Raw genomic sequence first — 21,324 nt, 5'->3', positions numbered from 1 at the left:
TGCGTCCCGCGCGCGCCGCGCCTGCTTGCCCGCATGGCGCTATGCGTCGGCCTGTTCGGCACCTCGGCGAGCGCGTTGGCCCTGCCCTCGTTCGATCAGGTCCACGCACGCTGGCGCAGTTCGGACTGGGTGCTGCTCGCGCGCGACGGCGAACCGCTGCAGCGCACGCGCATCGACAACACCGAGCGCCGCGGCGACTGGATCGCGCTCGCCGATGTCTCGCCGGCGCTGCGCCAGGCGATCGTGGTGTCGGAGGACAAGCGCTTCTACGAACATAGCGGCGTCGACTGGCGCGGCGCCGCCGGCGCTGCCTGGGCCAACCTGTGGAATACGCGTACGCGCGGCGCCTCGACCGTGACGATGCAGTTGACTGGCCTGCTGGACGACGACCCACAACGTTCAGGACAACGTTCGATTGCGCAGAAGGCCGGCCAGGCCGTCAACGCCCTGTGGCTCGAGCGGACATGGCGCAAGGACCAGATCCTCGAAGCGTATGTGAATCTGGTGCCGTTTCGCGGCGAGACGATCGGCTTGTCGGCGCTCTCGATGACGCTGTTCGGCAAGGCGCCCTCCGGTCTCGACGAGCGTGAAGCGGCGGTGGCCGCCGCGCTGATCCGCGCGCCGAACGCCTCCTATGCGAAGGTCAGCGAACGCGCCTGCCGGATTCTGCGCGACATGCAGGCGGCCGGCCAATGCGCGAATCTCGGCGGCTTCGTGCAACTGGCATTCGCCCGTCCCGCGCCCGCATCGCTCTCGCTTGCGCCCGATAACAACTCGCTCGCGCCGCATTTCGCCCGGCGCGTGGCGGCCGAGGTGCATCCGGCGGCCGGCGACCGCATCAGGTCCACGCTCGACGCGAACCTGCAACGCTTCGCACGCGACACGCTCACCCGCACCCTGCTCGAACTGAACGCCCGCGCGCATCCGCGCAATGTGCAGGACGGCGCGGTCGTGGTGCTCGATAACGCCAGCGGCGAGGTGCGCGCATGGGTCGGCTCGTCGGGCGCGCTGTCCGGCGCCCGCGAGGTGGATGCGGTGCTTGCGCTGCGCCAGGCCGGCTCGACGCTCAAGCCGTTCCTGTACGCCGAGGCGCTCGACGAGCGGCGGCTCACCACGGCGTCGCTGCTCGACGACGCACCGCTTGATCTGGCCGCCGGCGGCGGCCTGTATATCCCGCAGAATTACGACAAGGACTTCAAGGGCTGGGTTAGCGTGCGCACGGCGCTCGGCTCGTCGCTGAACGTGCCGGCGGTGCGCACGCTGGTCATGGTGACGCCGCACCGCTTCGCCAGGACCCTCACCGCGCTCGGCTTGCCACTCACGCAGAGCGGCGACTACTACGGCTATAGCCTCGCGCTCGGCAGCGCCGACGTCACCCTGCTGGCGCTGACCAACGCGTACCGGGCTCTCGCGAACGGCGGTCTGGCGGCACCGACCGTCGATCTGCCGGGTCGCGCTGCGCCGCGCGCCCCGGCAGCGAAGGCACCCCAGCGCGTCTTCAGCGCCGACGCCAGTTTCATCATCACCACCGTGCTGTCGGACAACAACGCGCGCACCCGCACCTTCGGGTTCGACAGCCCGCTCGCCACGCGCTTCTTTTCCGCCGTCAAAACCGGCACCAGCAAGGATATGCGCGATAACTGGACGGTCGGTTTCACCTCGCGCTATACGGTGGGCGTGTGGGTCGGCAATGCGGACGGCACGCCGATGTGGGACGTGTCGGGCGTGACCGGTGCCGCGCCGGTGTGGGCCGCGCTCGTCGGCTACCTGCATCGGCGTTTGCCGAGCACGACGCCGGCCATGCCACCGGGGGTGATCGAGACGCGCATCGCGTTTGAAAACAACGCAGAACCCGCGCGCAACGAGTGGTTCATGCGCGGTACCGAAACCCCGCTGGTCGGCCTTGCAGCGGATGCGGACGCCGCCGCGCGCCGGGTCTCGACGCGCGGCGCGGTGCGCATCGGCACGCCCACCGACGGCACGATCTTCGCGCTCGATCCCGATATTCCTGCGGCCCGACAGCGCATTTCATTCGAGCGGGCGAGCGGCGCCTCGACGCTCAGCACATGGCGGCTCGACGGCAAGCCCCTCGGCCATGCCCCACGCGTGCCGTGGTTGCCATGGCCCGGCCATCATCTGCTGGAGCTCGTCAATGCCGACGGCAGCGTCGCCGATGCGGTGCATTTCGAGGTGCGCGGTGCTCTCGCGCGCAAGCTTCCGGCACCCGGCGCGTCACAACAGCCTACTCATTAGGCAAAAGGTTTAAATAATGTTCGAGCGATTTACTTGTCACGAAACGATCGGTATAAATCGTCGGCTTTCATAAGAAGGGCGCGCAATTTATCCTATGCTTAAGCGCAGCGCAGCCGGGCATCTGCGATTCGTCAGGCGCAACGGCCTGGCGCAGTTCGCCTGAGCGTGCCACGTCGTATCGCAAACGCCCTGCGTCCCCACCATCCGGTGCCGCGCAACCGCGCGGCGTTTTCACCCGCCGGCGTCTCGACAGAACGCCGGCACTCAAGAGAGACCGTCATGAGCCTACTCGATACCCTCGGATCCATGCTCGGCCAGTCGCCTGAAGGCGGCGGCGGCCAGCAGGCCCTCATCAGCACCGCGCTCGAATTCGTCAACAACCAGCCGGGCGGCCTGAACGGCCTGATCCAGCAGTTCAAGGACAAAGGCGCCGGCGACATCATCAGTTCGTGGGTCGGCAACGGCGAAAACCAACCGATCTCGGCGGACGTGCTGCATAGCGTGCTCGGCTCGGATACCGTCGCCAATCTCGCCGCCAAGGCCGGCGTGCAGCCCGACCAGGTCGCGGGACTGCTGTCGCAGGTCCTGCCGCACGCCGTCAATGCGGCTACGCCCAATGGTGAAGTCCCCGCCGCAGGCCAGGTGGACACGGGCAGCGTGCTCGGCGCGCTCGGTAGCCTGTCGTCGCTGTTCGGCAAGGGCAACGCGTAACTCCGCATGTTTGCCGGGCGGCGCTGGTTGAGTCGCCCCGGCATTACCCAACGCGCCGGTTCAGGCGCGCCGCGGCAAATAAAAAGGGCAACGAATCTCGATTCGTTGCCCTTTTTTCATTCGCCCGGCAGAACAAGGAGGAGCTTGCCGCACGCGCCGCAGATGCAACGCGTGCGACTCGACGCCGCTTAGTGCACGACGCGGTCGAACACCAGCTTGCCGTCGTCCACTTCGACCGGAATCACATCCTTCGGGCCGAACTTGCCCGCCAGAATCAGCTTCGCGACCGGATTCTCGATCTCCTGCTGGATCGCACGCTTCAACGGCCGCGCGCCGAACAGCGGGTCGTAACCGACCTTGCCGATCAATTCCAGCGCCTCATCCGAGACCACCAGTTGCATATCGAGCTTCGCGAGCCGCTCCTGCAGCCGTTGCAACTGGATCCTGGCAATCGACTGGATATTCGATCGATCGAGCGCATGGAACACGACGACGTCGTCGATCCGGTTCAGGAATTCGGGGCGGAAATGCAGCTTAACCTCTTCCCACACCGCATCCTTCACGGCGTCCTGCGGCTCGCCGACCATCGACTGGATCACTTGCGAACCGAGGTTCGAGGTCATCACGATCACGGTGTTCTTGAAGTCGACGGTACGTCCCTGGCCATCGGTCATGCGGCCGTCGTCGAGCACCTGCAGCAGCACGTTGAACACGTCCGGGTGCGCCTTCTCGATCTCGTCGAGCAGGATCACGCTGTACGGCTTGCGACGCACCGCTTCGGTCAGATAACCGCCTTCCTCGTAGCCGACGTAGCCCGGCGGCGCGCCGATCAGCCGCGCGACGCTATGCTTCTCCATGAACTCGCTCATATCGATGCGGATCAGATGATCTTCCGAATCGAACAGGAACGACGCCAGCGCCTTGCACAGTTCGGTCTTGCCCACGCCCGTCGGGCCGAGGAACAGGAACGAGCCGTACGGACGGTTCGGATCGGCGAGACCGGCGCGCGAGCGACGGATCGCGTCGGCCACTGCCGAAATCGCTTCGTCCTGGCCGACCACGCGGTCGTGCAGCTTTGCTTCGATCTGCAGCAGCTTTTCGCGCTCGCCCTGCATCATCCGCGACACGGGAATGCCGGTCGCACGCGACACCACTTCGGCGATTTCTTCAGCCCCCACTTGCGTGCGCAACAGACGCGGACGGGTGGGATTGTTCTGCTCTTTCGCCTCGGCCTGGGTGACTTCCTTCAGTTGCGCTTCGAGCCCCGGCAGCTTGCCGTACTGCAGTTCGGCGACCTTCTCCAGCTTGCCTTCGCGTTGCAGGCGCGTGATTTCCGCGCGGGTCTTCTCGATCTCTTCCTTCAGTTGCGCACTGCCCTGCACCGCGGCCTTTTCGGCGGTCCAGATTTCTTCGAGGTCCGAATATTCGCGGTTCAGCCGCTCGATTTCTTCCTCGATCAATTGCAGGCGCTTCTGCGAGGCTTCGTCCTTTTCCTTCTTGACGGCTTCGCGCTCGATCTTGAGCTGGATCAGACGGCGGTCGAGCCGGTCCATTTCTTCGGGCTTCGAATCGATTTCCATCTTGATCTTCGAAGCGGCCTCGTCGATCAGATCGATCGCCTTGTCCGGCAGGAAACGGTCCGTGATGTAGCGATGCGACAGTTCGGCCGCCGCGACGATCGCCGGGTCGGTGATGTCCACGCCGTGGTGCAGCTCATACTTTTCCTGCAAACCGCGCAGGATGGCGATGGTCGCTTCCACCGACGGCTCGTCGACCAGCACTTTCTGGAAACGCCGCTCGAGTGCCGCGTCCTTCTCGATGTACTTGCGGTACTCGTCGAGCGTGGTGGCGCCGACGCAATGCAGCTCGCCGCGCGACAAGGCCGGCTTGAGCATGTTGCCGGCGTCCATTGCCCCTTCGGCCTTGCCTGCGCCGACCATGGTGTGGATTTCGTCGATAAAGACGATGGTCTGGCCTTCGTCCTTGGCGATGTCGTTCAGCACGGCCTTCAGGCGCTCTTCGAATTCGCCGCGATACTTGGCGCCGGCAAGCAACGCCGCCATATCGAGCGAGAGCACGCGCTTGCCTTTGAGCGTCTCCGGCACCTCGCCGTTGACGATGCGCTGCGCGAGCCCTTCGACGATAGCGGTCTTGCCCACGCCCGGCTCGCCGATCAGCACCGGGTTGTTCTTGGTGCGGCGCTGCAGGATCTGGATCGACCGGCGGATCTCGTCGTCGCGGCCGATCACTGGATCGAGCTTGCCCGCGCGCGCCCGCTCGGTCAGATCGATCGTGTATTTTTTCAGGGCTTCGCGCTGGCTCTCCGCGTCCTGGCTATGCACCTGCGAGCCGCCGCGCACGGCGGCAATGGCCGATTCCAGCGACTTGCGCGACAGGCCATGCTGACGCGCGAGGCGCCCGGCCTCGCCCTTGTCGTCGGCGACCGCGAGCAGGAACATTTCGCTGGCGATGAACGTGTCGTTGAGTTTTTGCGCTTCCTTGTCGGCCTGGTTCAGCAGGCCGGTCAGATCGCGGCCGATCTGGACGTTGCCGTCGGTGCCCTGCACCTGCGGCAGACGCGTGATGGCGTCGTTCAGCGCGGTTTGCAGCGCCTGAACGTGCACGCCGGCGCGCGACAGCAGCGAGCGCGCCGAGCCGTCCTGTTGGGCGACCAGCGCCGCGAGCAGGTGGACCGGCTCAATGTACTGATTGTCACGGCCGACGGCCAGACTCTGCGCATCCGCCAACGCTTCCTGGAATTTAGTGGTGAGCTTGTCGACTCTCATCAAGAGACCTCCAATTTTCGAATATCACCAAAATGAGGCGTTTTTTGCGGGTTTCAAGCGCTTTTTTGCATGCAGTGGCAAGTATTTAACAATTGGGTCGAACAACCGGCCTGGCCTCGTCAATCCGCAGACGAAACCCCGCCGTCGCCGGGGATGGCCAACTCGATCGGAATGATCGGGCGCATGCCGAGCAGCGCCGCCAGGGGTCCCGCAGGCTCGGCCAACTCCCCGATCGTATGCCGATCGAGTTCGGATAGAAACGCATGCCGCGCCATTTCCAGCACCCCCTTCAAGCGGCATTGCGACTGGATCACGCAATCGCGATGGCTGCCGCGCTCGTCGGGAAAACAGCCCACCAGCGCAAAATCGCTTTCGGTGGCCCGCACCACTTCGCCCACCGTCAGCGAGCCCGAGTGCTCGAACAGGCGCAGGCCGCCGTTGCGGCCACGCACGGTTTCGACCCAGCCGAGTTCACCGAGCCGTTGCACGATCTTCATCAGATGGTTTTTCGAAATCCCGTAGGCATCCGAGATATCCTGGATCGTCGACAAGCCTTCGCCGCGCACCGCCAGATACAGCATCACGCGTAGCGAGTAATCCGTGTAGTCGGTCAGTCTCATAATTGGACTTTCATGATGAGCGACGACGACGATCCGCTGGCAGACCGTGTCGGCGCGAGGGTTGTCGGTTTAGCCGGTACGCCATAACATGCAGGGGCCGCGCATGTTATGGCGCGGAGTTTCCGTAATCTGGCTCATTCTGAATGGTATCGTTTGCGCGCAGCGTTGTTTTTCCGATCAATGCGATTGGGGCGCACGATTTCCCATAGCGCCGATCGCCTCCGAGCTTCTCCGTGGTCACCGCATGAACCCAACCTTTACGCCGACGGCGGCCGTGCCGCGACACGCCGCACCCGATGAAGCCAATATCCGAGAACTCGTGTATGCATTTTATGAGCGGGTGCGTGCCGACGCCCTGCTCGGCCCCGTCTTCGAGCAGGCATTGGCAGGACGCTGGGACGAGCATCTGCCGAAGATGTGCACGTTCTGGGCAAGCCTCGTGCTCGGCGCGAAACAGTACCGCGGCAATGTTCAACAGGCGCATCAGCCGTTGCCGGGCATCGAGCCGCGGCATTTCAGCCACTGGCTGTATCTGTTTCTGGATACCGTGGAATCGCGCTATGAACCCGCTGCGGCGATCCGTTTCATGGAACCGGCTTTGCGCATCGCGCAAAGCCTGCAATTGAGCCGGTTCGGGTGGGATTACACGATTCCTGCCGAGCAACAAGCATTGCTCGCGCGGGTTGCGCCGCGCAGGCGCGAGGATTGACGCGCGCTATTGCGGCTTTGCGGAGTTCGCCGGCTTCGTATCGAGCGGATCGATACCCCAGCGCGCGAGTGCGGCTTCGTCGGTGACGCGGGCATCGACCCAACGCTCGCCGTGCTCGGTTTTTTCCTTCTTCCAGAACGGCGCCGCGGTTTTCAGGTAGTCCATCACGAACTCGCACGAGGCAAACGCATCGCCGCGATGCGCCGCGGTGGTCGCCACCAGCACGATCTGATCGAGCGGCATCAGTTTGCCGACCCGATGGACCACCAGCACCTCGATGCCCGGCCAGCGCTCGCGCGCAGCCTCGACGATCGCGCCAAGCGACTTCTCCGTCATGCCCGGATAGTGTTCCAGCTCCATGGTTTGCACGGCGCTGCCGTCGTTCAGATCGCGCACGGTGCCGACAAAGCAGGCCACCGCGCCGACCTTCGGATTTTGCGCGCGCAACACCGCCACCTCGGTGCTGAGGTCGAAATCTTCGGTCTGGACGCGAACCGTCATCGCATGCCCCTTATCCCTTAGCCGCCGGTGACGGGAGGAAAGAACGCGACTTCGCAGCCGTCGGTAATGCGGGTGCTGGCGCCGGTCATCTCATGGTTGCAGGCCATGCGCAGCGCGCGGCCTTCGGCGAGCGTCTCCGCCCAGATGCCGCCGCGCACGCGTAGCCAGCTCCGCACGTCGCCCACGGTGGCGACGCTGTCGGGCACCTGAACCGTCTCTTCAGCCGTACCGAGCGCTTCGCGCACGCTGGCAAAATATTTCAGATCAATCTTCATCGGGCTCGCCGCCGGACAAGGCCGGCGTCAGTTCAACAGTTCGGAAAAGGGAATGAAGCGCACGGTCTCGCCGGCGCTGATCGCGTGATTGGGTGGATTGTCGATCAGGCCGTCGCCCCATACCGTCGAAGTCAGTACAGCCGAACTCTGGTTCGGGAACAGATCGAGACCGCCCGCCGGATTGATGCGAGCGCGCAGAAATTCATTGCGCCGGTCGGCTTTGGACTGTGTGAAGTCGGCGCGCAGCGACAACGCACGCGGCGTAACGGTGCGCACGCCGGACAGGCGCAGCACGAACGGCCGCACGAACAGCAGGAAGGTGACGAAGCTCGACACCGGGTTGCCCGGCAGGCCGATGAAGAAGGTTTCAGCCGGGGTCGCCGCGCCTGGGGTAGCCGCGGCTGGCGCGCCGCCGGCCACTGCCTCGCCCGCCCCGGGTGCCGCAGCACGCCGCACCGCGCCGAACGCGAGCGGCTTGCCCGGCTTCATGGCGATCTGCCACATCGCCAGACGCCCTTGCGCTTCGACGGCCGGCTTCACATGGTCTTCCTCGCCCACCGAAACGCCGCCGCAGGTGATGATCAGGTCGTGCGCCTGTGCGGCTTCACGCAGGGTCTCGCGGGTCGCGTCGAGGCGGTCGGCGACGATGCCGTAATCGGTCACCTCGCAGCCGAGCTTTTCGAGCAGCCCGCGCAGCGTGAAGCGATTCGAGTTGTAAATGGCGCCGGGCTTGAGCGGCTCGCCGGGCATGGTCAGCTCGTCGCCGGTAAAGAACACCGCCACCTTGACGCGCCGCACGACCGGAAGCTCGGCGCAACCGACCGATGCCGCCAGTCCCAGGGCCTGTGGGGTCAGGCGCGTACCCGCCGGCAAGATCACCGAGCCGCTGCGGATATCCGCGCCTTGCGCCGTGATCCACTCGCCCGCCTTCGGCATGTGCAGGATCGTCACCGCGTCGCCGCTGGCTTCGGTCTGCTCCTGCATGACGATCGCATCGGCGCCCGGCGGCACTGTCGCACCGGTGAAAATGCGCGCCGCCGTGCCGGCTGCGAGCGGCTGCGGCGGGTGACCGGCCGGAATGCGCTGCGACACCGGCAAGCGCCGCTCGCCCTGGCTGAGATCGGCAATCCGCACCGCGTATCCGTCCATCGCGCTGGTGTGCATCGGCGGCACGTCGAGCGGCGAAACCACGTCGGCGGCCAGCACGCGGTTCAGCGCAGCGAGCGTAGGCAGCGTTTCTGTGCCGGCCACGGCGCTGGCCGCGCCGAGCAGCGTGGCAAGGGCGTCGGCAGTGGAAAGCAGCGGGGCGCGAGGCGCGGCAGGCGCCGGAGAAATGGGCGTGGACATCGAGGGGAAGGCCCGCAGGACGGAAAAGAATATTGTAGCGGTCCGCGGAGAAGGCTGGGGGCGGCCTGACCTTATGTACGGGTTTTGCGCAGCACCGGGGAGGCGAGCGCCGCGCCAAAAACACAACGGCCATGGCGAGCGTCCCTGTCAGCAGGGCCTGCACCATGGCCGTCGTATCAAGCGTGTCTGAATGAGCTGCCGTATCGCGCGAGACGGCGTTTCGTCCGGGACGACAAGAAGCTGCCGCCACACCGCCGCCGTCCCGCGCGGCCGTCGTCGCGGCCCTTAAGCCTCCGTATGCGCTACAACGAAGTCCTTCACGCGCTGCACGTCCGCCGGCAGCACTTCGAACCGCTGCGGCAGCGACTCGATCCCGGCAAACGCCGCCGGCCGCTCCGGCTCGCGCAGCAGCGCTTCGCGGATCGTCTCGCCGAACTTGATCGGCTGCGCCGTCTCCAGCACGATCATCGGGATGCCCGGCTGCAGATGCTCGCGCGCGACCTTCAGGCCGTCGGCCGTATGGGTGTCGATCATCGTGCCGTAGCGCTCGAACACGTCGCGGATCGCCTCGACACGGTCCGCATGGCTGCTGCGCCCCGACACGAAGCCGAACTCCTGCACCCGCGCGAAATCGCCGCTCGCCGCCAGATCGAAGCCGCCCTTCTCTTCGACGTCGCGGAACAGTTGCAGCACCCGCGCCGGATCGCGCCCCAGCAGATCGAACACAAAGCGCTCGAAGTTCGAGGCCTTCGAAATGTCCATGCTCGGGCTGCTGGTGTGATACGTTTCGGCCGCCTTGCGCACGCGGTAGATGCCGGTGCGGAAGAACTCGTCGAGCACGTCGTTCTCGTTGGTCGCGACGACCAGCTTCTCGACGGGCAGGCCCATCATCCGCGCAATGTGACCGGCGCAGACGTTGCCGAAGTTGCCCGACGGCACCGTGAACGAGACGCGCTCGTCGTTCGATTTCGTCGCGGCGAAATAGCCCTTGAAGTAATAGACGACCTGCGCCACCACGCGCGCCCAGTTGATCGAATTGACCGTGCCGATCTTGTACTTCGCCTTGAACGCGTGATCGTTCGAAACGGCCTTGACGATGTCCTGGCAATCGTCGAACACGCCTTGCACCGCGAGGTTGAAAATGTTCGGATCCTGCAGGCTGTACATCTGCGCCGTCTGGAACGCGCTCATCTTCTGGTGCGGCGACAGCATGAACACGCGAATGCCCTGCTTGCCGCGCATCGCGTATTCGGCTGCGCTGCCGGTGTCGCCCGAGGTGGCGCCGAGAATGTTCAGCGTCTCGCCGTGCCGCGCCAGCGCGTACTCGAACAGGTTGCCGATCAACTGCATCGCCATGTCCTTGAACGCCAAAGTCGGCCCGTTCGACAACTCCAGCAGTGACAGCGGCGCGCCGTTTTCGACGCCGAGCGTCTTCAGCGGCGTGATCTGCGCGGCGCTTTCGTTGTCGCGCACGTTGCAGTAGGTCGCCGCCGTGTAGGTGCGGCGCGTGAGCATGCGCAGGTCTTCAGCGGGAATGTCGTCGCTGAATTTCGACAGGATCTCGAATGCGAGATCCGCATACGACAGCGTGCGCCAGCGCGTCAGTTCGTCGGCCGTGACCCGCGGATATTCCGCCGGCAGGTACAGGCCGCCGTCGCTGGCGAGACCGCCCAGCAGGATGTTGGAAAACGTATGGCGCTCGCCGGCTCCGGCGCCGCGCGTGGAAAGGTAGTTCATATCAGTCTCTGGCCTAGTTCAGCGCTTCCATGCGCAGCTTGGTCACGTGCGAAACAACCGTCTTCAGTGCTTCGATGTTCCTGATGGCCGCGTTCACGTGCTTTTCGACCGTTTCGTGCGTGATCAGGATGATGTCGGTCTCGCCCTTGCCGTTGGCGTCGACCTGCTCCGATTCCTTTTGCAGCAGCGCGTCGATCGAGATGCCCGTGTCCGCGAGGATGCGCGTGATATCGGCGAGCACGCCAGTCACGTCGGCCACGCGCAGGCGCAGGTAGTAGCCGCTCGTCACTTCGTCGATCGGCAGGATCGGCGTATTCGACAGGCTGTCCGGCTGGAACGCCAGGTGCGGCACGCGATGCTCCGGATCGGCGGTATGCAGGCGCGTCACGTCGACCAGATCCGCCACCACGGCCGAAGCCGTCGGCTCTGCGCCGGCGCCCTTGCCGTAGTACAGCGTGGTGCCGACCGCGTCGCCATGCACGACCACGGCGTTCATCGCACCTTCCACGTTCGCCAGCAGGCGCTTTTCCGGAATCAGCGTCGGATGCACGCGCAGTTCGATGCCCTTGTCGGTGCGGCGCGCGATACCCAGCAGCTTGATGCGGTAGCCGAGTTCTTCCGCATATTTGATGTCGATCGCCGCCAGCTTGCTGATGCCTTCGACATACGCGCGGTCGAATTGCACCGGCACGCCGAACGCGATCGCGCTCATGATGGTGGCCTTGTGCGCGGCATCGACGCCTTCGATGTCGAAGGTCGGATCGGCTTCGGCGTAGCCCAGCTCCTGGGCGGCCTTCAGCGCGGTCGCGAAGTCGAGGCCGCGATCGCGCATCTCGGACAGGATGTAATTCGTCGTGCCGTTGATGATGCCGGCAATGTACTGGATCCGGTTGGCCGTCAGGCCTTCGCGCAGTGCCTTGATGATCGGAATGCCGCCGGCCACCGCCGCTTCGAACGACACCATCACGCCGTTGGCGCGCGCCGCTTCGAAGATTTCGGTGCCGTGCACGGCGAGCAGCGCCTTGTTGGCCGTCACCACGTGCTTGCGGTTGGCGATGGCGCGTAGCACCAGCTCGCGCGCAATGCCCGTGCCGCCGATCATTTCCGCGACGATGTCGATCGACGGATCGTCGACCACGGCGTCGAAGTTATCGGTAATCTCCACCGTGCCGGCCGCGCTGCCGAGCGCCGCCGTCGCCTTGGCCGGATTGCGCACGGCAATGCGCGCAATCTCGATACCGCGCCCGGCGCGCCGTTTGATTTCTTCCTGGTTGCGGCGCAGTACCGTGAAGGTGCCGCTGCCCACCGTGCCGAAGCCCAGCAGTCCAACTTTGATCGGTTCCATGCAGCGTGTGTTTTCGAGTAAGGATTAAGGGAAACGGTTGTGAGCGTCTATCGCGCGTTCGAGTCTACTTTAGACTGCGTGACGTTTTCGATAGCCGTCGAGGAAGCGGGCAATCCGGTTGATCGAATCGGCCAGGTCGTCGACATTCGGCAAGAACACGACACGGAAGTGATCCGGCGTCTTCCAGTTGAAGCCGGTGCCTTGCACCAGCAGCACCCGTTCGGCCAGCAGCAGCTCCAGGATGAACTGCTGGTCGTCTTCGATCGGATACATTTTCGGGTCGAGGCGCGGGAACATGTACAGCGCCGCTTCCGGCTTCACACAGGTGACGCCCGGGATTGCCGTCAGCATGTCATACGCGAGCTGGCGCTGTTTGTACAGGCGGCCGCTCGGCACGATCAGGTCGTTGATGCTCTGGTAGCCGCCGAGCGCGGTCTGGATCGCATACTGGCCGGGCACGTTCGGGCACAGGCGCATCGAGGCGAGGATGCCGAGGCCCTCGAAATAATCTTTCGCGCGGCGCCGGTTGTCGCCGGTCAGCCCCGAGATGAACATCCAGCCGGCGCGATAGCCGCACGAGCGGTAGCTCTTCGAGAGACTGTTGAAGGTCACCGTCAACACGTCTTCGGAAAGCGCCGCCAGCGACGTGTGCTGCTTGCCGTCATAGACGATCTTGTCGTAGACCTCGTCGGCGAAGATCACGAGGCCGTGCTGGCGCGCAATCTCGATCAGGCCGAGCAGCAATTCGTCCGAGTACAGCGCGCCGGTCGGGTTGTTCGGGTTGATGACCACGAGCGCGCGCGTGTTCGGCGTAATCCTGGCGCGGATATCGTCCAGATCGGGCATCCAGCCGTTCGCTTCGTCGCAGAGGTAGTGCACCGGCGTGCCGCCCGAGAGGCTCACGCCGGCCGTCCACAGCGGATAGTCCGGCGCGGGCAGCAGCACTTCGTCGCCGTCGTTGAGCAGGCCCTGCAGCGCCATCACGATCAGCTCCGAGGCGCCGTTGCCGATGTAGATATCGTCCAGCTCGACGCCATGCACGCCCTTTTGCTGGGTGTAATGCATGATCGCCTTGCGCGCGGCAAACACCCCTTTCGAGTCGGAATAGCCAGACGAGCCCGGCAGATTCAGGATCATGTCCTGAATGATCTCGTCGGGCGCGTCAAAGCCGAACGGCGCGAGATTGCCGATGTTCAGCTTGATGATGCGATGGCCCTCTTCTTCGAGCCGCTTCGCATGTTCGAGGACAGGCCCGCGGATGTCGTAGCAGACGTTCAACAGCTTGTTGGATTTGAGAATCGGTTTCACGGCGGGCACTTCATCCTGGGTGAGTAAGGGGCCTATGGGGCTGCCCGCGACACGGCGGTTGCGGGCTGAGGGCATCTGGAGGCGGAGCGGCCGTTTCATGCGCGCTCCGGCGGACTTGTCTGATTTGCGCTCGCGGCGGATTGCGCCGGGTGCACAGGGTACTGAAAGGAAACCGTCCGGGGCACCCTCCGGAACCTCAGGAGGAGCCCTCCGGGACACTTCAGCGCCCCTTCAGCGCTCCTTAAGGAGCGCCTGATAAGGTGCTCGACCACGCGCTGACCCGGCACGTCGGCCAGTATCCGGCAGCAACTTCGGGTGCGGCTTATGGCGGCACGCGAAGCGAGGGGCGCGGCTCCCCGGCTAAAAAGTTATAATTTAGCGGATTTTGGCCGACTTCCGCAATGCACCAAGTGCATGCAGAAGCCCTTTCGGCCCCTTCGTATCCATTGCGCGACGCGTTGCCTGCCGGATCGTCCGGCAAGCAACGCATGATGCCTCACAAGAGCCCGCCGGGCCAGCCCGGTTGCTCCTGAGCGCTCTGGGCCTGGCGCGAAGCGACAGGCTTGGGGGCACTCACTCGGCAAGAACGACTTCGGAAAACGAATTTGAAATTACACCAGGATTCGAGCGGCGCCCTCAACACCGTGACCGGCTACGGCGCCGGCTATGTCGAAATCAATCTCCAGCGCCATGCGGGCAGCATCCTCGTGATGCCGGAGGCGACTGTCATCCCCTGGCCGGTGGCTTCGTTCGAAGCCCTGACCCCAGAGCATTTCGCGATGCTGGTCGAACCGGCGCCCGAAGTGGTCATTTTCGGCAGCGGCGAGCGGCTGCGTTTTCCGCATCCGCGGCTCACCGCGGCGCTCGCGGCGCATCGGATCGGGGTCGAGACGATGGACTTCAAGGCTGCCTGCCGCACCTACAACATTCTGATGGCCGAGGGCCGCAAGGTTGCGGCCGCCTTGCTGATCGAAGCGTAATCGGCGCGGTTCACCTGCTGCCCGTTCGCGTCACGTCGCGTCAGTATCGTAAACTGCGCGTCAGCCGCCGGCGGCCGGCCCTGCGCATCCCGCCGTGCGCAACCGGCCGTCCGCTCCTAACAACACCGATACGCCGCGCGAGCGGCGTCGTAAAAAACAGGCTAATCATCCATGAACGATACGCCGTCCCGGCTACCGCTCAACCGCACCGCCCTCCTGCTGCTGGTGCTCGCCCTTGCCCTGATCTGGTTCGTGCCGCTCGGCTGGCGCCATCTGCTGCCAAGCGACGAAGGCCGCTACGCCGAAATGGCGCGCGAGATGTTCCTGACCGGCGACTGGATCACGCCGCGTTACAACGGCTACAAGTACTTCGAGAAACCGCCGCTGCAAACCTGGGCCAACGCGCTGACCTTCGCGTGGTTCGGCATCGGCGAATGGCAGGCGCGGCTTTACACGGCCTTGACCGGCTTCGCGGGCGTCCTGCTGCTCGGTTACACCGGCGCGCGCGTGTTCAACGCCGCCACCGGCGTGTTCGCCGCGATTGTGCTGGCGACCTCGCCGTACTGGAACCTGATGGGCCACTTCAATACGCTGGACATGGGCCTGTCGTTCTGGATGGAGCTGACACTGTGCGCGCTGCTGCTGGCGCAGCGGCCCAACCTGCCCACCGGGCAGGTGCGCCTGTGGATGTGGATCTGCTGGGCGTCGATGGCGCTCGCGGTGCTTTCCAAGGGCCTGATCGGCGTGATCCTGCCGGGCGCGGTACTGGTGCTGTACACGCTGATCGCACGCGACTGGGCGGTCTGGAAGCGCCTGCACCTGATCGGCGGCCTGATCCTGTTCTTCGCGATCGTCACGCCCTGGTTCGTGCTGGTGCAGCAACGCAACCCGGAATTCCTCAACTTCTTCTTCATCGTCCAGCAGTTCAAGCGCTATCTGACGCCCGAGCAGAACCGCCCCGGGCCGTTCTACTACTTCGTGCCGGTGATTCTGGTGGGCTTCCTGCCGTGGCTGTCGGTGAGCGTGCAGAGCCTGCGCCATGCATGGCGCCTGCCGCGCCAGCCGAACGGCTTCGCGCCGGTCATCATGATGCTGGTGTGGACGGTGTTCATCTTCCTGTTCTTCAGCGCATCGCATTCGAAGCTGCTGTCCTATACGCTGCCGATCGCTCCGGCGCTGGCGCTGCTGATCGGCATGTACCTGCCGCTCGTCACGCCCGCCATGCTGCGGCGCCACCTGGTGGGCTACGCGGTGTTCCTGCTGGTCGCCGCGGTTGGTGCGCAACTGTTCATGGGCCGCTTCGGCGACGCCCGCAATCCGAACGAGCTGTACGTCGCCTACCGTAGCTGGGTGGTGGCCGCGCTCGGCGTCGCCCTGGTGCTGACGCTCGCCGCGCTCTGGCTGAACCGCCGCGGCCGCAGCGGCATCGGCAGCGCCACCGCCATGTTCGGCGCCGCCTGGCTGCTGCTCGGCAGCATCGCCGGCACCGGCCACGACGTTTTCGGCCGCCTGAGCTCCGGCGCCCCGCTCGCGCCGGCCGTCAAGGCGGTGATCGCCACGCTGCCGCCCGACACGCCGTTTTACTCGGTCGGCGTGCTCGATCACACGCTGCCGTTCTATGTCGGCCACACGATGATCATGGTCGAACATGCCGACGAACTGGCCTTCGGCATCTCCGTCGAACCGCAGAAGTGGGTGCCGACGGTGGCGCAATGGGTGCAGCGTTGGGACGCGGACCGCTACGCGCTCGCGCTGCTCCCGCCTGACCGGTACGAAAAGCTGCTGGCGCAGCATGTGCCGATGCAGGTGATCGCGCGCGACTCGCGGCGCGTGATCGTGGAAAAACCCAACGGCGCCCAGACTGGCGCCGCGCAAGCCGATGCGGCAAGCCCAGCTATGGCAAAACCGCAACAATGACCCCATCTCAGGACCTGAACCCTTGATGAATCCGATTTCGCTCTTTTGTATCCTTGCCGGTGTCGCGCTGAACGCCTGCGCGCAGTTGTTGCTGAAGGCCGGCACGAATGCCGTTGGACACTTCGAATTCACCCGTGCGAACATCCTGCCAATCGGCTTCAAGCTGGCCACGCAATTGCCGATCATCGGCGGGTTGGGCTGTTACGTGATCAGCGTCGCCGTGTGGGTGATCGGGCTGTCGCGCGTGGATGTGTCGATTGCCTATCCGATGCTGTCGCTCGGTTATGTGGTCAATGCGATCGCGGCCTGGTATCTGTTCGGCGAGGTGCTGTCGATCCAGCGGCTGGTCGGCATCGGCATCATCCTGATCGGTGTCGTGGTGCTGGCGCGCAGCTAGGCTGCCGTACCGGCTCACCCGGGTTGGCTCGGCTGATGTCGACGCAACCCGGCGTTGCGCTACGGGTTACCCGCTGTTGATTACCGTTTATCGCCGGCAAGACATTCGGCAGACGTAAGGAGCTGTAAGCACCACGCACAATGGGACTTAAACTCGCACAACGCAGTCCCTCCTGTCGAAGTATCCTTGCCGGTTTGTCGCCCCTTTTGGCGCCGCCCTACTTCTTTCGAGCGAAGCATTCATGAGCCAGTCATCAGTCCCGTTTTTGCCGTTTGTCCGTCCGGAAATCGATGAAGAGACCATCCAGGGCGTCGTCGAGGTGCTGCGCTCCGGCTGGATCACGACCGGCCCGCAGAACCAGGCGTTCGAAGCCGCGCTGTCGGAATTCTGCGGCGGCCGCCCCGTGCGCACCTTCAATTCCGGCACGGCCACCCTCGAGATCGGCCTGCGCATCGCCGGCGTCGGCGCCGGCGACGAAGTCATCACCACGCCCGCCTCGTGGGTTTCCACCAGCAATGTGATCTACGAAACGGGCGCCACGCCGGTGTTCGCCGACATCGATCCCAAGACCCGCAACATCGATCTGGATCTGCTCGAGAAGGCCATCACGCCGCGCACCAAGGCGATCATCCCGGTGTATCTGTCCGGCCTGCCGGTCGACATGGACCGGCTCTACGAGATCGCCCGCGCCCACAAGCTGCGCGTCATCGAAGACGCCGCTCAGGCATTCGGCTCGCGCTGGAAAGGCGAGCGCATCGGCAAGCTCGGCGACATCGTCTCGTTCAGCTTCCACGCCAACAAGAACCTGACCTCGATCGAAGGCGGCGCGCTGGTGCTGAACAACGAGGAAGAAGCGATCCTCGCCCAGAAGTACCGCCTGCAGGGCATTACCCGCACGGGTTTCGACGGCATGGATTGCGACGTGCTCGGCGGCAAATACAATCTGACGGACGTGGCCGCGCGCGTGGGCCTCGGCCAGTTGCCGCACCTGGAGCGCTTCCTCGCCCAGCGCAAGAAGCTCGTGCGGGCCTACTTCGCGGGCTTCGAAGGTAGCGCGGCAGTCAGGCTGGGCGTGGGTCTGCCGTTTGCCGACTTCGAAAACAGCAACTGGCACATGTTCCAGATCACGCTGCCGCTCGAAAAGCTGTCGATCGACCGCGCCGGCTTCATGGGCCAGTTGAAGGAACGCGGCATTGGTTCGGGCGTACATTACCCGGCGATCCACCTGTTCTCGCTGTACCGCGCGCACGGCTTCAAGGAAGGGATGTTCCCGCATGCGGAGCGCTTCGGCGCCACCACCGTCACGCTGCCGCTCTTCACGCTGATGAACGAAGGCGACGTGGCGCGGGTCTGCCACGCGGTCAATGAAATTTGCGAACAATACGGAAAATAAGCGGAAATGAGTCAAACGGAACATCGCTCTCCGATGTCGGATACGCCGGAAGTCTCGGTCATCATCCCGGTGTACAACGAGGAAGCCGGACTGGCCGCGCTGTTCGCGCGCCTCTATCCGGCGCTCGACGCGCTCGGCGCCGGCTATGAAGTGATCTTCATCAACGACGGCAGCCGCGACAAATCCCCCGCGCTGCTGGCCGAGCAGTTCCGCAACCGGCCGGACACCACGCGTGTGATCCTGCTGAACGGCAACTACGGCCAGCACATGGCGATTCTCGCGGGCTTCGAACAGTCGCGCGGCGAGATCGTCATCACGCTCGACGCCGACTTGCAGAACCCGCCGGAAGAAATCGGCAAGCTGGTCGCGAAGATGCGCGAAGGCTTCGACTATGTGGGCACGATCCGCTTGCAGCGTCAGGACAGCCTGTGGCGCCGCAAGGCCTCGCGCGTAATGAACCGCCTGCGCGAGCGCATCACGCGGATCAAGATGACCGATCAGGGCTGCATGCTGCGCGCCTACAGCCGCCACATCATCGACACGATCAACCGCTGCGGCGAAATCAACACGTTCATTCCGGCGCTCGCCTACACGTTCGCGCAGAACCCGGTTGAGATCGAGGTCGCACACGAAGAACGCTTTGCCGGCGAATCGAAGTATTCGCTGTATTCGCTGATTCGTCTGAACTTTGACCTCGTCACCGGCTTCTCGGTCGTGCCGCTGCAGTGGCTGTCGTTCATCGGCGTGATCCTCTCGCTCGGCTCCGCCGCGCTGTTCGTGCTGCTGCTGATTCGCCGCTTCATCATCGGTGCGGAAGTACAGGGTGTGTTCACGCTGTTCGCCATTACGTTCTTCCTGCTCGGCGTGATCATCTTCGCGCTCGGGCTGCTTGGCGAGTACATTGGCCGGATTTACCAGCAGGTGCGCGCCCGCCCGCGTTATCTGGTGCAGACGATTCTCGAACAGCGCAACGGCGCTGCCGTCGCCGAGGCGCCGCGCCAGGCCCTGGTGCAGGCCGTCCAGCCTGCGCCGCTGATCGATCAGGGACCGAACTCATGAAGCCACGCGCGGTGGTATTCGCGTATCACAACGTCGGCGTACGCTGCCTGCAGGTGCTGCTCGCGCGTGGGGTCGAGGTGGCGCTCGTCGTCACCCACGAGGACAGTCCGAGCGAAAACATCTGGTTCGGCAGCGTCGCAGCGGTGGCGGCAAGCTATGGCATTCCCACGCTGACGCCGGCGGATTCGCGCAGCGACGAGCTGCGCGCCGCGGTTAGCGCCGCGCGCCCCGACTTCATCTTCTCGTTCTACTACCGCCACATGCTGCCGGTGGACCTGCTCGCGCTGGCCGCACGCGGCGCCTACAACATGCATGGCTCGCTGCTGCCGAAGTACCGCGGCCGCGTGCCGACCAACTGGGCGGTCCTGAAGGGCGAAGCCGAAACCGGCGCGACCCTGCACGAAATGGCGGCCAAGCCCGACGCGGGCGCGATCGTCGCGCAAACGCCGGTGCCGATCCTGCCCGACGATACGGCCGCGCAAGTGTTCGACAAGGTCACGGTGGCCGCCGAGCAGACGCTCTGGCGCGTACTGCCGGCGCTGCTCGCGGGTGAAGCGCCGCATCTGCCGAACGACCTCGCGCATGGCAGCTACTTCGGCGGGCGCAAGCCGGAAGACGGCCGGATCGACTGGAGCCAGCCGGCCCAGGACGTGTACAACCTGATTCGGGCGGTCGCGCCGCCCTATCCCGGCGCGTTCACCGAGCTCGACGGCCGGCGCTTCATCGTCGCGCGGGCGCGCCTCGCCCGCCCCGGCGCGCTTCGCCCGGATTTGCCCCTGGGCCTCCACGTAAGCGATAATGCCGTTTTTGCGGTGTGCGGCGATGGCCGCGCCATCGCCATCCACGAATTGCGGCGCCAGCACGATGGCAGCGAGTCCGTCGTCTCCCCTGCCGAATTCACCCAGTTCATTCAATCTTCCCGTCATCAATGAAAAAAGTCCTGATTCTGGGTGTCAACGGCTTCATCGGCCATCACCTGTCCAAGCGCATTCTCGAAACGACCGATTGGGAAGTGTTCGGCATGGACATGCAGACCGAGCGCCTTGGCGACCTCGTCAATCACGAGCGGATGCATTTCTTCGAAGGCGACATCACGATCAACAAGGAGTGGGTCGAGTATCACGTCAAGAAATGCGACGTGATCCTGCCGCTCGTCGCGATCGCGACGCCGGCGACCTACGTCAAGCAGCCGCTGCGCGTGTTCGAACTGGACTTCGAAGCGAACCTGCCCATCGTCCGTTCGGCCGTCAAGTACGGCAAGCACCTCGTGTTCCCGTCCACCTCCGAGGTGTACGGCATGTGCACGGACGAGCAGTTCGACCCGGAAGAGTCGCAACTGTCGTACGGCCCGATCAACAAGCCGCGCTGGATCTACGCGTGCTCGAAGCAGTTGATGGACCGCGTGATCTGGGGCTACGGCATGGAGGGCCTCAACTTCACGCTGTTCCGTCCGTTCAACTGGATCGGCCCGGGCCTCGATTCGATCTACACGCCGAAGGAAGGCAGCTCGCGCGTGGTCACGCAGTTCCTCGGCCACATCGTGCGCGGCGAGAACATCAGCCTCGTGGACGGCGGCGCGCAAAAGCGGGCCTTCACCGATATCGACGACGGCATCGGCGCGCTGATGAAGATCATCGAGAACAAGGACGACGTCGCCACCGGCAAGATCTATAACATCGGCAACCCGACCAACAATTTCTCGGTGCGCGAGCTCGCGCACAAGATGCTGGCGCTGGCCGCGGAATTCCCGGAATACGCGCAAACCGCCAAGCAGGTGCAACTGGTCGAAACCTCGTCGGGCGCGTACTACGGCAACGGCTATCAGGACGTGCAGAACCGCGTGCCGAAGATCGACAACACGATGCAGGAACTCGGCTGGGCGCCGAAGTCGACCTTCGACGAAGCGCTGCGCAAGATTTTCGAAGCGTACCGCGGCCACGTCGCGGAAGCGCGCGCCCTCGTCGAACAACAATAAGGGCGCTCGCC

At 64.7% G+C, this 21,324-nt stretch carries 17 protein-coding genes and 1 pseudogene; 10 read left to right on the top strand and 8 right to left on the bottom strand.

Translation table 11 applies throughout. The features are described 5' to 3' along the window. Positions 1-33 precede the first annotated feature (33 nt). Together pbpC and AC1ECK_RS21360 are read left to right on the top strand one after the other, a co-directional pair. The gene (gene pbpC / locus AC1ECK_RS21365; RefSeq protein WP_480322695.1) at positions 34-2,253 is read left to right on the top strand and encodes a penicillin-binding protein 1C; all 2,220 of its coding nucleotides are present in this window, start codon (positions 34-36) and stop codon (positions 2,251-2,253) included. 279 nt (positions 2,254-2,532) lie between these two features. Beyond that, positions 2,533-2,964, top strand: a complete 432-nt coding sequence (locus AC1ECK_RS21360; RefSeq protein ID WP_480322438.1) for a YidB family protein — start codon at positions 2,533-2,535, stop codon at positions 2,962-2,964. 188 nt (positions 2,965-3,152) lie between these two features. Here the strand turns inward: AC1ECK_RS21360 and clpB are convergent, their stop codons facing one another. Together clpB and AC1ECK_RS21350 are read right to left on the bottom strand one after the other, a co-directional pair. Further along, a complete protein-coding gene (gene clpB / locus AC1ECK_RS21355; RefSeq protein WP_480322436.1) occupies positions 3,153-5,750 on the bottom strand; it encodes an ATP-dependent chaperone ClpB in 2,598 nt (865 codons plus the stop codon). A 119-nt stretch (positions 5,751-5,869) separates the two neighbouring features. Next, positions 5,870-6,370, bottom strand: coding sequence for an Rrf2 family transcriptional regulator (locus AC1ECK_RS21350; protein WP_480322434.1), 501 nt, complete (start codon positions 6,368-6,370; stop codon positions 5,870-5,872). A 244-nt stretch (positions 6,371-6,614) separates the two neighbouring features. Between AC1ECK_RS21350 and AC1ECK_RS21345 the strand changes: the two are divergent. Further along, a pseudogene (locus AC1ECK_RS21345) lies at positions 6,615-7,070 on the top strand (group III truncated hemoglobin); the annotation flags it as partial. Positions 7,071-7,085: 15 nt separating this feature from the next. Here AC1ECK_RS21345 and AC1ECK_RS21340 read toward each other — a convergent pair. The 6 genes from AC1ECK_RS21340 to AC1ECK_RS21315 form a co-directional block, all read right to left on the bottom strand. Then, positions 7,086-7,580 (bottom strand): molybdenum cofactor biosynthesis protein MoaE, encoded by a 495-nt coding sequence (locus AC1ECK_RS21340; RefSeq protein WP_480322432.1) that lies wholly within the window; start codon positions 7,578-7,580, stop codon positions 7,086-7,088. A gap of 17 nt (positions 7,581-7,597) precedes the next feature. After that, complete coding sequence (gene moaD / locus AC1ECK_RS21335; RefSeq protein ID WP_480322430.1) at positions 7,598-7,855, bottom strand: molybdopterin converting factor subunit 1; 258 nt, start codon at positions 7,853-7,855, stop codon at positions 7,598-7,600. Between the two features lie 27 nt (positions 7,856-7,882). Next, on the bottom strand, positions 7,883-9,202 hold the full coding sequence (locus AC1ECK_RS21330; RefSeq protein ID WP_480322428.1) for a molybdopterin molybdotransferase MoeA: 1,320 nt from the start codon (positions 9,200-9,202) through the stop codon (positions 7,883-7,885). 285 nt (positions 9,203-9,487) lie between these two features. Further along, positions 9,488-10,939 carry a threonine synthase gene (thrC, locus tag AC1ECK_RS21325; protein WP_480322426.1) on the bottom strand — a complete coding sequence of 484 codons (1,452 nt, stop codon included), beginning with the start codon at positions 10,937-10,939 and terminating at the stop codon, positions 9,488-9,490. A 13-nt stretch (positions 10,940-10,952) separates the two neighbouring features. Further along, positions 10,953-12,284: a homoserine dehydrogenase gene (locus AC1ECK_RS21320; RefSeq protein ID WP_480322424.1), complete on the bottom strand. Its 1,332-nt coding sequence runs from the start codon at positions 12,282-12,284 to the stop codon at positions 10,953-10,955. Between the two features lie 69 nt (positions 12,285-12,353). Then, positions 12,354-13,601: a pyridoxal phosphate-dependent aminotransferase gene (locus tag AC1ECK_RS21315; RefSeq protein ID WP_480322693.1), complete on the bottom strand. Its 1,248-nt coding sequence runs from the start codon at positions 13,599-13,601 to the stop codon at positions 12,354-12,356. 596 nt (positions 13,602-14,197) lie between these two features. Between AC1ECK_RS21315 and AC1ECK_RS21310 the strand changes: the two genes are divergently transcribed. The 7 genes from AC1ECK_RS21310 to AC1ECK_RS21280 all read left to right on the top strand — a co-directional run bounded on the left by AC1ECK_RS21310 (position 14,198) and on the right by AC1ECK_RS21280 (position 21,313). After that, a complete protein-coding gene (locus AC1ECK_RS21310; RefSeq protein ID WP_480322422.1) occupies positions 14,198-14,572 on the top strand; it encodes an Mth938-like domain-containing protein in 375 nt (124 codons plus the stop codon). 171 nt (positions 14,573-14,743) lie between these two features. Continuing rightward, on the top strand, positions 14,744-16,489 hold the full coding sequence (locus AC1ECK_RS21305; RefSeq protein ID WP_480322420.1) for a glycosyltransferase family 39 protein: 1,746 nt from the start codon (positions 14,744-14,746) through the stop codon (positions 16,487-16,489). A gap of 25 nt (positions 16,490-16,514) precedes the next feature. After that, entirely contained in the window at positions 16,515-16,886 is a 372-nt protein-coding gene (locus AC1ECK_RS21300) for a DMT family transporter (RefSeq protein ID WP_480322418.1), read from the top strand. Positions 16,887-17,127: 241 nt separating this feature from the next. Then, positions 17,128-18,279 carry a DegT/DnrJ/EryC1/StrS family aminotransferase gene (locus AC1ECK_RS21295; RefSeq protein ID WP_480322416.1) on the top strand — a complete coding sequence of 384 codons (1,152 nt, stop codon included), beginning with the start codon at positions 17,128-17,130 and terminating at the stop codon, positions 18,277-18,279. 6 nt (positions 18,280-18,285) lie between these two features. Continuing rightward, entirely contained in the window at positions 18,286-19,338 is a 1,053-nt protein-coding gene (locus AC1ECK_RS21290; RefSeq protein WP_480322414.1) for a glycosyltransferase, read from the top strand. Then, positions 19,335-20,270, top strand: a complete 936-nt coding sequence (locus AC1ECK_RS21285; protein ID WP_480322412.1) for a formyltransferase — start codon at positions 19,335-19,337, stop codon at positions 20,268-20,270. Before AC1ECK_RS21290 ends, AC1ECK_RS21285 begins: the two co-directional genes overlap by 4 nt. After that, a complete protein-coding gene (locus AC1ECK_RS21280) occupies positions 20,267-21,313 on the top strand; it encodes a bifunctional UDP-4-keto-pentose/UDP-xylose synthase (RefSeq protein ID WP_480322410.1) in 1,047 nt (348 codons plus the stop codon). The genes AC1ECK_RS21285 and AC1ECK_RS21280 overlap by 4 nt, the downstream gene beginning before the upstream one ends. Positions 21,314-21,324 lie beyond the last annotated feature (11 nt).

The organism is Paraburkholderia sp. SSBN10T, assembly GCF_056619545.1.
Note: the sequence above shows the minus strand (reverse complement) of the source record. Positions and strands in the feature narration are given on the sequence as shown.